The organism is Acinetobacter sp. R933-2 (genome assembly GCF_030325485.1).
Classification (GTDB): Bacteria; Pseudomonadota; Gammaproteobacteria; order Pseudomonadales; family Moraxellaceae; genus Acinetobacter; species Acinetobacter sichuanensis.
Genome location: NZ_JACAIJ010000015.1, coordinates 33,764 through 46,549, shown reverse-complemented (window position 1 = coordinate 46,549; position 12,786 = coordinate 33,764). Strand labels below are relative to the sequence as shown.

Sequence of the window (12,786 nt, the reverse complement as noted above, 5' to 3'; positions counted from 1 at the left end):
GACATTGACCAAGGAATGGGATGCCATGCGAACAAAAGATGAAAAATCTTATAAACAATATTTTGAACAGAGTAAAGAAATTCAAGATTTACTCGAAAAAATCCATTTTGATACTGAGCATGGGCAAATTTGGTTCGATGAAAACCGTATGTTGCTGATGCATACCAGTATGATGGGATATTTACGCAAAGACTTATATGAAATGTTGGGTTGGGAGCGTACAAAACATTTTTTTATTCGTTGTGGCTATCAGTCAGGTATGCGTGATGCTGAAGTTACCTCTAAATTACGTCCAAATTTAAATGAAATAGAAGCTTTTATGGCAGGTCCACAAATGCACGGCATACGAGGCATGGTGCATGTGGAAGTCAATGAACTGAATTTAAGTCATGATTTAAAGCAATTTTATGCCGATTTTAACTGGAAAAACTCATTTGAAGCGGAGGTACATTTAAGTGAGTTTGGCATGGCTGAAGAGCCATCATGTTGGATGCTGTTAGGTTATGCTTGCGGCTATACAAGTTTTGTCATGGGGCAAACGATTATTTATCAAGAAACGCATTGTGTTGCTCAAGGAGATGAGTGCTGTCGAATTATTGGTAAGCCATTAGCAGAATGGGAAAATTCAGAGGAACTCATCCGCTTTATGTCACCCGATCCTGTATCAGATGAATTAATTGCTTTACAGGCTGAGCTGAATAAACTTAAGAAAAATATTTATACGGATGCAGAGTCTGATTACACCATGTTTAAAGCAGTAGGTGAATCAGCAGTCTACCGCAAGGTTTGTGATTTATTAAAAAAAGCAGCAGGAAGTAAAGTTGCAATTTTATTGCAAGGTGAAACAGGGGTTGGTAAAGAAGCTTTTGCACGTGGCGTACATGATGGCAGTCAGCGTCGAAATGAACCTTTTGTTGCTGTGAACTGTGCTTGTATTCCACCAGATTTAATTGAAGCTGAATTATTTGGTGTAGAAAAAGGAGCATTTACAGGTGCATCACAAACTCGAATGGGTAAATTTGAGCGTGCGCATGGCGGTACGATTTTCCTTGATGAAGTGATTGAACTCTCTCCTCGTGCGCAAGCTGCACTATTACGAATGTTACAAGAAGGTGAATTTGAACGTGTTGGTGATCAGCAAACCCGAAAAGTAGATGTCAGAATTGTGGCAGCTACGAATGAAGATCTAGAACAAGCTGTTAAGGATGGGCGTTTCCGAGCAGATTTATATTATCGTTTAAATATTTTTCCAGTGCGTATTCCTGCGCTACGGGAACGTCGTGAAGATATTCCTTTATTGGTCGAATATTTTATCAAGCGTTTTGAAAATTTATATGGCAAAACCTTAAAAGGCTTGTCTGATAAGGCTTATAGCTTTGTGATGAAATATGATTGGCCGGGAAATATTCGAGAATTAGAAAATTTACTGGAACGAGCAACACTCCTGACAGACCATCAACAAGACATTAAACTGAGTAGCTTATTTCCACAGCTTGATGAGCAGGAACACAAGCAAAAAACGGTTGTAAATCGTTTAGATGACTTGCTGGCAGATGGTTTTTCTCTGGATCAATATGAACAAGAAATTATTATGACCGCGATGAATAAGTGCAAACAAAATGTCTCAGAAGCTGCACGAGTATTAGGCATTAGCCGTGCAACTTTAGATTATCGTTTAAAGAAAATGGTATCTTAAAAGCGCATTTTAAAATAAAACTTTCATATAACATCAAGCAATGGTCTTTATAACACGCTGTTCCATTAAGTATTGCTGTGCAATAAATGGTGTTTCATGTTCTGCTGCTTGCAGTGCTGTCCACTGCCCATTGGCTGCAAGCTCCCAAGCCCGAACATTGTCTTTAAGATAGTTCAGTAATCCATCTTCAATGATTTGCTTACGCAGTTTAGGCGCTTCAATCGGGAAACAGGTTTCCACACGAGAAAATAAATTACGTCCCATCCAGTCAGCACTTGAACAATAAAGCTTCGCATCATCATTATTTTGAAAATAATACACACGAGTATGTTCTAAAAAACGTCCCACGATAGAGCGAACCGTAATATTGTCTGATAATCCTGCAACTTTTGGTCTTAGACAGCAAATAGAGCGAATAAGTAAGTCTACTTTTACACCTGCTTGTGAGGCTTTATATAAGGCAGCAATGAGTTTTGGTTCTGTTAGGGCATTGACTTTAATAATAATATGCGCTGAAAGACCTGCTTGAGCATGCTGAATTTCTTGATCAATTAAATTTAACAACTGTGCATGTAAAGTAAATGGCGCATGAAATAACTTTTGTGATTTTGCCATACGTCCCATGCCTGTAAGCTCTTGGAAAATTTTATGAACATCTTCACAAATATCTAAATCAGTCGTCATCAAGCCATAATCTGTATACATTTTGGCATTACCTGCATGATAATTTCCTGTGCCTAAATGTACATAGCGTTTCAATTTATCTGCTTCACGACGCACAATTAAAATCATTTTGGCATGCGTTTTATAGCCAACGATTCCATAAACGACAACAGCACCAGCTTCTTGTAAAATATTGGCGACGATGATATTTGACTCTTCATCGAAGCGAGCGCGTAATTCAATGATTGCAGTGACTTCTTTGCCATTTCTGGCTGCTTCTGCTAAAACTTGGACAATTTCCGAGTCTGGTCCGCTACGATACAACGTTTGTTTAATAGCGAGAACATTGGGATCTTTGGCTGCTTCTTTTAATAAACTAATGACAGGTGTAAAAGAGTCAAATGGATGATGCAATAAAACATCACGTTTACTTAAGACTTCAAATATTTGTGCGGTATTACGCACTACTTTAGGAATAACAGGTTGAAAAGGTTTAAAACGTAAGGCAGGAATATCAAAATTTGCCACGAGACGCGCTAAATTTACAGGACCATCGACTTGATACAAATGCATTGGGTCTAAATCGAACTGTTCCAGTAAATAATGGCTAATCGGTTTTGGGCAGTTTTTTGTCACCTCTAAACGTACTGCACGTCCAAAACGTCGAGAAGATAATTCATCTTTTAAGGCTACGGCTAAGTCATCTATATCTTCAGCAAGTGTTAAATCTGCATTACGAGTGACACGGAATTGATAGCAACCTGTTGCCACCATGCCCGGAAATAAATCACTGATATGTTGTTGAATAATCGCAGAAAGCAAAATGTAATGTTCTTCGCCATCAGTGAGTTCTGCTGGAAGTCTCACTAGTCGTGGTAGAGAGCGGGGAGCAGGGACAATCGCCAGTTCAATATGTCGTCCAAAAGCATCTTTGCCTTCAAGTGTCACGATAAAGTTCAGACTTTTATTGACTAATCGAGGAAAAGGATGCGCAGGGTCAAGACTAATCGGGGTAACTACAGGTTGAACTTGTTTGAAAAAGTAGTCTTTAATCCAATCTTTATGTTTTTCTAAAATATCTGCAAATTGAATATAACGTATGCCAAAATTTTGCAATTGTGGCAAAAGATCATCATTTAATATTTTATATTGTTCTTCTAGGGCTTGGTGAGCAAGTTCAGAAATCTGCTGAATAATAATTTCATTGGGAATACCATCAGGAGAGGTGGTAATGGTGTTCATATCTAATTGTTTAATTAGACCTGCTACACGGATTTCAAAAAATTCATCTAAGTTTCTTGAAAAGATAATCAAAAAGTTTAATCGCTCTAATAAAGGATGATTTTGATCGTTTGCTTGAGCGAGTACACGTTTGTGGAATTCTAAAAGAGAAATTTCACGATTAATATAAGTATCTGAACTGTGTTGAAAATTTTCTAAATCAGGCATGATCTTCGTCATTTTTAAAGGTCTGTGTAAGCTTGCATGGCATACTAAGATTTATATATGACAGTTATGTTACATTCTCCCCTGAATAAAAATTTATTTTTTTTCAAGGCTTAACAGAAGATCAAACTTGAGCATCATACAGACATATTCAAAGGAAAATATCTGTATGATTTTTTATCATTGTGCTGACTTAAAAACGATGATTTAACTGTAAACCAACGGTATGAGCCGTATTTTTATATTCAGCAGAATAGTTTGCGTTACTTTTTTCTTGATGAACACGTGCTGTATTTTCGAAAATATACATATAACCTGCATCAATTGAAGTATTTGCTGTTGCTTGATAGTTTGCGCCTAGGCTGACAATATTACGATTGCCTAACGGAAGACGTACTGTACGATGCTCAGTATCTACAGGGCTTTGGTCGTAGGCATAACCTGCACGAACTTTCCAATGCGGATTAACACGATATTCAGCCCCCACATTGAACATCCAATTATCTTTAAACTTTAACACTTCATCATGGTTGCCTGCCAGTTGAGCATCGACCATTTTTTTGATTTGATTGATTTCTTCAGGACTCAGTTTGCCAGAAGCAAGCATTTGCCCCAATAACCCAGCCAATTGTGCATTTTGTGCTAATAATAAATCGGCATTAAAACCTGTTTCTGGACTGAGTGTGCCTAAGCGACTCCAACGTGTCCAAGTCGCGCTACCTAGCAGGTTTAAGTTTGGTGTAACTTGATAAGAAACTGATAACTCAGCACTTTCAGGTGTTGTTACTTTTAAAGATGCATCTTGTGATGTCATATTTAAAGCATTTAATGGCGGTAATGCAGCAAGGTCAATCCCTTTTTGTGCCAACAACGCTGCTGCTTGTGGATTTGCCAACAAAGCCATTGGGTTTAGCCCTTTAAGATAAGCTGTATCTTTTAATTTATATTCAACTTTTGAATGATATGTTAAACCAACATGCGTTTTTTCAGTGGGATGTAATAATAGTCCGAGATTATAACCTCCTGCAAAATCCTCACCTTTTAAACCTGTACGGTCTGTTTGACCTGTTAAGCTTTGGTTAATTTCACCGTCCATACGGTTGATGGTCGCACCAAGACCTACAGAAATTTTAGGGTTAATTTCATAAGCAACAGTAGGTTGAATAGTCACCACTTTAACTTTGGTTTTATCGCCAAAAACAGAACCTTGGAAGTTGGTTTCATAATTACTCGAAATCCCAAAAGGAACGTAAATACCGAGACCTGCCGATAAACCATCAAGTAAATGATTGAGTGGAACAGAGGCATAGCTTGAACCTAAAATCACTTCAGGTACAAAGTCGCCATCATTGCTTCCTTGACTGGCTAAGCCTGAACCTTGTGTATTTTTTAGATCAGAATAGGCTTTTACAAAAGTAAGATTTTGGCTGATTTCAGCATGTTCTAATTGTGTAATCCCAGCAGGGTTGCCATAAAGAATAGAGGCATCTTGGACATTTGCCCCACGTCCTGCATAAGCTGAGCCCATTGCAGAAATACTTTGTTCATTTACAGCATAACCTTGCGCAAATGTTTGTGTTATAGAACCTACACTGATGAGCGAGATTGCAATAGTGATCAACTTAGGTTGCATACGCATGTATTTTTCATCCAAGACATTATCATTACAGAGGAGTAAAATCTAAAAAACAGATTAATTACTCTAAAATCAGCAGGCGTTGTAACATAATGAAATATATTGAACAATTCTCATAAAATAAGAAAATGTTGTTTTATTCTTCGATTTTTAGATAAATGAATACTGAATCAATAAGTTGTATTCCTTGAATAAAATCACATAAAAATAACCAAATGTTCGAAAAATAGTAGAGTAATTATTCTATTTTTATTGAAAGTGATATTTTTTAAAAAAACAAAGTCTGGAATTAATATCAATCTGTTAAATTAAATTTATATAACTTAGTCGCTTTTGCTTTTCTGCATAAATTGATTTAAACGTGGTGATGTTATCGTGAGGCGACATGGATGTCGCCGTTGAGCACAGGTACAGGGACTTACCTTGTGCTCAGCAAAGGATTTTTGTCACTTTTCATCCTTGAAAAGAGAGGTATTGACTACACAAAGCAATTTAAACTTTTCAAAGTATGTTGTGTCTGTGCAAACCCATAATTTATATTATCTAACTTTAATTAAATGGTATAAATTTTAAATTTAGTCAAAGTTATAAAAAGAAAGTAGATAAAATATTCAAAAATAAGGATTTCAATAAGATCAGGTGTATATTTGATAAACTGATTTTGACCAACCACATTTACATGTCTTCAATTTGGATTTTTTTTACTTTAATGGCTGCATTTATGCAGGCATGGCGTAATGCATTTCAAAAACAACTCAGCTTAACTGTTGATGTTTATGGCGTAACTTTAGCGCGATTTATTTTTGGTTTTCCATTTGCAATTTTATATGTATCTCTATTATCTCGGTATCAAATTGAATCAACACATGTTGTATTTACCCCAAGATATTGGCTGTATATTGTGATCGCAGGAACGAGCCAGATTGCAGCAACAGCTTTAATGGTACAGCTTTTTAAACAAAAAAATTATGCAATTGGCGTGGGATTAGCCAAAAGCGAAGCCATTTTAGCTGCCATGATTGCGGTGATGTTTTTAAGTGAACGGTTAACATTTTTGGGTTGGATTGGAGTTGCTTTAGGCGGTGTCGCTGTTTTTTTATTGAGTCAGGGCAGTCAAAAACAACCACTTTCTTTACAAACTTTGTTGATTGGAATAGGAAGTGGATTATGTTTCGCCATTACTTCATTGTTGGTGCGTGAGGCAAGTTTAGAGCTGACAAATTTATCTTATATGTACCGTGCTGCATGGGTTTTGTTGAGTATTATTACTTTTCAATGTTTAACAATGCTGTTTGTTTTAGCAGTTTGTCGCCCTAAAACTTTATTGGCAATGTGGCAGCAAAAAGGGCTAACTTTTAAAGTGAGTGTATGCAGCTTTTTGGCTTCTTTGGGTTGGTTTACGGCAATGAGTATGCAATCTGTTGCAATTGTAAAAACGCTAGGTCAAATTGAAATTTTATTTAGTTTATTGATTTCATTATTTTTCTTTAAAGAAAAATTAGCAAGAACAGAGCATTTAGGACTGATTTTGGTGGTGATTGCAGCAATTTTAGTCATCTGGGCTTGATTTTATGAATGGTAAATAGCCTAAGTGTTATATGTAATGGTAATTTAAAATTTATTTCTTAAATCACCATTGAACATAAATTTTTTAAATCTTGGAAATGACCACTTTCAAACCTGTGGGAATATTATGCATAAATTCAATTTGATAAGCGTGTTTATTTAACAATACACTGACTAAAGAAAGACCTAAACCATGCCCAGTATTTTGTGCCGATTTTCGCCAAAAACGTTTGGTTAATAAGTTTAATTCTACATCATTTAAACCTACACCTTGATCTTGAATAATCAAAGTTTCGTATTGCATAAAAATCTGAATGACTGTGTTTGAATGTGCATGTAAATAAGCATTTTCAATTAAATTTTTCAATACCATATAAATAGTTGAAGCGGGAAGTTGTAGAGATGTCAAACTTTCCCAGTCAATTTGAAGAAGTTGCGTTTGTGCAGCAGGGTGATGTGCTAACTCTGTGATCACCTGTTGTAAAATACGACCAATAGCACTATGTTCTAAATGTTGTTGTGTGTGTAATTCTGTTTTGCTCAATAATAATAATTGCTCTAACAATTGTTGATAACGCTGAATACTAGACTCTGCTTGCTCAAGGTTTTGAGTCAGTTTATCTGCTTTGAGATGGGGCTGTTTGAGCATGAGCAAACTTAGTTGTACATTGGTTTTAATGGCAGTGAGCGGACTGCGCAACTCATGTGCAGCAAAGGCACTAAAACTTTTTTCATTTTCTAAACTGTGATGTAAGTTTTGAATTAATGCAATTAAGCTTTCAACAAAAGGTTGAATTTCATGAGGAATATTTTGTGTTTCTAAACTACGTAAATAAGTCGTTGCATCTGATAAATGTTGTTTTTTTTCAGTAATATGTTGAGCAATCTGATCAAGCGGTTCAAATTCAATTTTGATGATCCACAAAATCAAAAACACGCATAAAATAAGTGTAAAAATCAATGGTATGAGCACTGATTTTAAAATTTGTGTGAGTAATGAAGCACGTAATTCTAGTTTTTCAGCAGAAACAACCTGTATTTGCCCCTTTTTTAAGGTATAGCTGCGCCATTCAACGCCGTGATATTGCCACGTGCTAAAGCCTGTATTTTGTGTACTCAGATTTTCAGGAGCATCTTGTGTTCGAGCAATCACTTTTTGATGGCTTGAAATTTGCGAACTAAAAAATGAGACTTCACAGGCAATTAGATTTTGTGCTGCTGTTTCAGCATTGACCGATTCCAACATATTCGGTAAATCTTCTACAGGTAAATGTTGGATTAAGCGCGCGACCATATGTGCTGATGCTGAAAGACGTTCATCAAGTGTGTGTTGTAAACGTTTTTGTAGATCATAATACAACCAAAAAAACACCATTGACCAAAGTAAAATAAAAACGATCAATAATGTTGAGACTAAACGCCATTTTAGACTATAACTTTTCATAGCTGATGAGCAGCAATTTTTAAAATATAACCCACACCACGAACCGTTTGAATCAAGTCAGGGTGTGTTTTATGGCGTAAATGATGAATATGGACATTGATGGCATTACTTTCGATACTATCTTGAAAACCATAAGTTTTATCAATTAATTGGTCGGTTTTTAAGACCTGATTCGGATATAACATAAATGTTTCGAGTAGGCTGTATTCTCGGCGTGACAGACTCAGTGCTTGCTGTTGATAATAAGCTTGTTGTGTTTCCTGATGAATTTCTAAATCACCTATAGATAAAATATTAGAAGAATAACCACGATGACGACGTGAAAGTGAGTGGATTCTTGCAATTAATTCTTCTAAATCAAAAGGTTTAGTCAGATAGTCATCTGCACCTGCATTTAAGGCTTCTACACATTGTTGTGTTTGATTACGTGCAGTCAGTACCAAGACAGGAACATGAAGTTGATCTTTACGCCAACTTGATAATAACTCCAGACCATCTTGATCAGGTAAGCCTAAATCTAATAAACATAAATCTACGGCACTTTGACGAATAAAATAATCCGCAGCTTGGGCAGTACTCACATGTTCAATTGAAATATTTAAATAATCCAAGGCGGCAACGATACTTTGTGCAATATAGGGATCATCTTCAACCAAGACTACAAACATGAATATTCCTCTCATAAAGTATATATTTTACAAAGAAAAACAAGTCTTAATGTTCTCTTAACTTTATTTCTACGATAATGCCATACATCAGATTATTTAGATGAGTTGATATGTTCATCAAAACCTTGACAGGTATGGTACTGAGCTTAGCCTCAGTTTCATTATTTGCAAATGAAGATTTTTTAGCGCCTGATCAAGCTTTCAAATTTCAGGCGAGTTCTATTTCTACACAAAAAGCTGAACTGAATTGGCAAATTGCTCCACATTATTATTTATATCATGAGCAATTTAAAGTCAGTGTGGGGCAAAAACCCGTCGCTTTAAAACTGCCCAAAGGTGAAGAAAAAGATGATCCAACCTTTGGTAAAACCAATGTGCATTATCACCAAGTCACAGCACAGATTGCCGTACAACCCAACAGCAAGTATCAGGTGGAGTGGCAAGGTTGCTCAGCAGATGGTTTATGCTATCCATTACAAAGTACAACGATTGAAACGGATGCTACAGGTTTATTGCCTCAGCAAAATTTTGCAAAAAAATTAGTAACAGCGGCTGAACCGACACTGACCGAAGAAAAAAATCAACTTACACAAAATAAAGACGTTGAAAATAGCCTAAATACAGAAAAGCAGATAAAAACCATACCAGAGGTTGACAATAAAACGACTGAAAAGCCAATAGATTCAACACATGAGTTGGGTAATGCAAGCACAGCACAAGCTTTAGAGCTTATACCTGAAGAGCAGCCCAAAACCACATCTGCACAAACTGCAACCACAACACAGCTCCAACCTGAATGGAACAATGACCAATTTTTCTTAGCTTTACTTTCACAACAAAATATTTTTTTTAATATTCTAGTTTTTATTGGTTTGGGTATTTTATTGGCATTTTTGCCTTGCTCTTTACCACTCATTCCAATTTTATCTGGCATTTTAATTCAGCATAGTAAAGGTTATCGAGCTGCAGCAATCGCTACGACGTTTGTACTTTGTATGGCATTGGTCTATGGCTTGATGGGCGTTGTTGTTTCACAGCTTGGTTTTGGTTTACAGCGTTGGTTCCAAAACCCAATTTTTATTGGCGTTTTTGCCTTATTGTTTGTGGTTTTTGCACTCAATTTATTTGGTTTATATCAATTATCATTACCACAAGGCTTGATGCAGCGTTTAGACCGTCTTCAGCAACGTCAAAAAGGTGGAACTTTAGTGGGTGCAGGCATGATGGGTGCGATTTCAGCACTCATTGTTGGACCATGTATGAGTGCGCCATTGGCAGGAGCATTGTTATATGTTTCTCACCTTGATCAGCCTTTGCTTAGTGGGTTTTATCTATTTTTATTGGGTATCGGCATCGGTTTACCTTTATTTATCGCCAGTGTTTTTGGTGCAAAATATCTACCTAAACCCGGTTTATGGATGGACAGACTGAAGTTTGGCTTTGGCTTTGTGATGTTAGCAATGGCGATTTATTTTGCACGCCCATTATTGCCATTAACTGCTTATTCAGTAGCATTTGTGATTTTATTTTTAGCAGCGCTTATTTATTTATTGAATATTTTACGCCATATTAAAAAATTTTCTTATAAAATCATTGTGTTAATATTGGTTGCTGTCATGGCTGTAGCAACAATTTGGCAAATGAATCAAGTTTATCAAAATATCAATGCAACAGAAAATACAACTTTACATTCATGGATTAAAGTCACCACCAAACAAGAGCTGACTCAGGCTTTGGCGCAAAATAGTCAGAAAAATGTAGTGATTGATGTTTATGCAGACTGGTGTGTCGCATGTCAACCCATTGAGCGTGAAGTTCTTCCTCGTGCTGATGTACAAGATGCGTTAACTGATGTTGTACGGATTAAATTAGATTTAACTCAATCAAATGCATCACAAAGTGAGTTGTTAAAAGAGTGGCAAATATTGGGTCCACCTACCATGATTTTCCTCAATGCACAGCACCAAGAAGTGCGTGATTTGCGTTTGACAGGAACATTTAAAGCCGCAGAATTACAACAACAACTTAAAACTTTGACTGAGGGCACAAAATGATGCTCTCCGCTGAGGCCATACATGTGGGACCATTTATGCTTCCTTTTGCTTTGGCTCTGGTCATTTTGGGTTTGATAATTGTTTATGGTGCTGGAAAAGTGTTGCAAAAAAAGCAGCAATGGTCGGCTGAAACTTGGCAAATTTTTTCTGATTCTTTATGGACAACATTGTGGGTGGGTTTGATCACAGCACGATTGGTTTTTGTGCTGTTAAATCTAGATGTGTATTTAGCATCTCCCATCGACATGTTTAAGGTTCAAGATAAAGGCTTTCATTTATATGGTGGTGTATGTGCAGGTGTGGCGTGGTTTTTATGGAAAAATCGTGCATTTAAAATTGAAAATAAAATTATTTTCGTCACCATTTTTAGCTTACTCTGTGCTGTAAGTTTGGGCTTAAAACAGTGGCAAAAGCCACACAGTTTTTATCCTAAAATGCAATTTTCTAGCCTTGAACAGCAACAAATTCCGTTAAAACAATTTGTAGGTAAGCCGACCGTTGTGAATCTCTGGGCGAGTTGGTGCCCACTATGTCATCGTGAGATGCCTGTTTTGGCACAAGCGCAAACTCAATTTAAAAATGTCAATTTTGTCATGCTGAATCAAGGTGAAAATGTGGTGACAATTCAGCAATATTTAAATAAACATCACTTTTCTTTTCAATATGTTTTGATGGATTCCAAAGGGCAACTTGCCAAAGAAATGAAGATGTTTGGTTTGCCTAGTACACTATTTTTTAACTCACAAGGACAATTGATTGATCGACATATGGGCGAACTGAGTCCTGCCATGCTGCAACAGTATTTAAAGAAAATTTCGAATTCTGATCATTTAAAATAGGTGGAAATTATGCAAAATATTCGTTATTTATCACAAAAAATTGCTTTAACTTTATGTGTATTTGGTAGTGCAAGTACAAGTTTTGCACTCACGCCATTGCAACAACAAATTGCAAATGAAGGCTTTGAATTTGTGAAGGAAATTCCTGCACCTGCAAATATGACAGGTTGGGCAGGGCATAGAGACCAATATCCTGCGACAGTGTTCATTTCAAATGATCAAAAATATTATATCGTGGGAGATTTATATAATGCCAAAGGAGAAAATCTATCCGTTGAAGCATTAGAAAAGCATGTCAAAGGCGCTGTTTTAGATGATGTATGGCAGTCATTGGAAAAATCAACGTATATTCAAGATGGTAAAAAAGATGCACCACGTGTTGTTTATGTTTTTTCTGACCCGAATTGCCCTTATTGTCATCAGTTTTGGCAAAAGGCACGTCCTTGGGTAAATTCAGGAAAAGTTCAATTACGTCACATTCAAGTGGCTGTGATCCGCAAAGAAAGTCGTGGGCAAGTGGCAACTTTATTAACATCGAAAAATCCTGAGCAAGTTTTTAGCCAACTTAATTTAAAATCAGGTGATCAATCCTTAAAACCAATGCAAAATATTCCTGCTGAAATTGCCAAAAAAATTGATGCTAATCAAGAACTCATGGATAAATATGGTTTCTTTGCAACGCCTGCGGTGATTTGGAAAGACAGTAAAGGGGAGTTTAAGTCTGCTCAAGGGATGCCGAAAGACTTAAAAGAAGTGTTTGAACAGTGATTTTAA

The 12,786-nt window shown here is 36.5% G+C and carries 9 protein-coding genes; 5 read left to right on the top strand and 4 right to left on the bottom strand.

Annotated features, from left to right (window positions below; translation table 11 throughout):
- The first annotated feature begins 25 nt into the window (after positions 1–25).
- Positions 26–1,696 carry a phenol degradation transcriptional regulator MobR gene (gene mobR, locus HX005_RS15855; protein ID WP_286378102.1) on the top strand — a complete coding sequence of 557 codons (1,671 nt, stop codon included), beginning with the start codon at positions 26–28 and terminating at the stop codon, positions 1,694–1,696.
- Between the two features lie 33 nt (positions 1,697–1,729).
- On the opposite strand, the gene ppk1 is transcribed toward mobR, so the two are convergent.
- Complete coding sequence (gene ppk1 / locus HX005_RS15850) at positions 1,730–3,820, bottom strand: polyphosphate kinase 1 (RefSeq protein ID WP_286378101.1); 2,091 nt, start codon at positions 3,818–3,820, stop codon at positions 1,730–1,732.
- 178 nt (positions 3,821–3,998) lie between these two features.
- Positions 3,999–5,444 (bottom strand): OmpP1/FadL family transporter, encoded by a 1,446-nt coding sequence (locus tag HX005_RS15845; RefSeq protein ID WP_286378100.1) that lies wholly within the window; start codon positions 5,442–5,444, stop codon positions 3,999–4,001.
- Positions 5,445–6,120: 676 nt separating this feature from the next.
- On the opposite strand from HX005_RS15845, the gene HX005_RS15840 reads away from it, so the two are divergent.
- Positions 6,121–7,008, top strand: coding sequence for a DMT family transporter (locus tag HX005_RS15840; RefSeq protein WP_286378099.1), 888 nt, complete (start codon positions 6,121–6,123; stop codon positions 7,006–7,008).
- 84 nt (positions 7,009–7,092) lie between these two features.
- Here the strand turns inward: HX005_RS15840 and HX005_RS15835 are convergent, their stop codons facing one another.
- A complete protein-coding gene (locus tag HX005_RS15835; RefSeq protein ID WP_286378098.1) occupies positions 7,093–8,451 on the bottom strand; it encodes a sensor histidine kinase in 1,359 nt (452 codons plus the stop codon).
- Positions 8,448–9,119, bottom strand: coding sequence for a response regulator transcription factor (locus HX005_RS15830; protein WP_286378097.1), 672 nt, complete (start codon positions 9,117–9,119; stop codon positions 8,448–8,450). The genes HX005_RS15835 and HX005_RS15830 overlap by 4 nt, the downstream gene beginning before the upstream one ends.
- Before the next feature lie 110 nt (positions 9,120–9,229).
- On the opposite strand from HX005_RS15830, the gene dsbD reads away from it, so the two are divergent.
- The 3 genes from dsbD to dsbG are packed head-to-tail and all read left to right on the top strand — an operon-like array spanning position 9,230 to position 12,780.
- On the top strand, positions 9,230–11,173 hold the full coding sequence (dsbD, locus tag HX005_RS15825) for a protein-disulfide reductase DsbD (RefSeq protein WP_286378096.1): 1,944 nt from the start codon (positions 9,230–9,232) through the stop codon (positions 11,171–11,173).
- Entirely contained in the window at positions 11,170–12,012 is an 843-nt protein-coding gene (locus HX005_RS15820) for a TlpA disulfide reductase family protein (protein WP_286378095.1), read from the top strand. The genes dsbD and HX005_RS15820 overlap by 4 nt, the downstream gene beginning before the upstream one ends.
- 9 nt (positions 12,013–12,021) lie before the next feature.
- Positions 12,022–12,780, top strand: coding sequence for a thiol:disulfide interchange protein DsbG (gene dsbG / locus HX005_RS15815; protein ID WP_286378094.1), 759 nt, complete (start codon positions 12,022–12,024; stop codon positions 12,778–12,780).
- Positions 12,781–12,786: the final 6 nt, after the last annotated feature.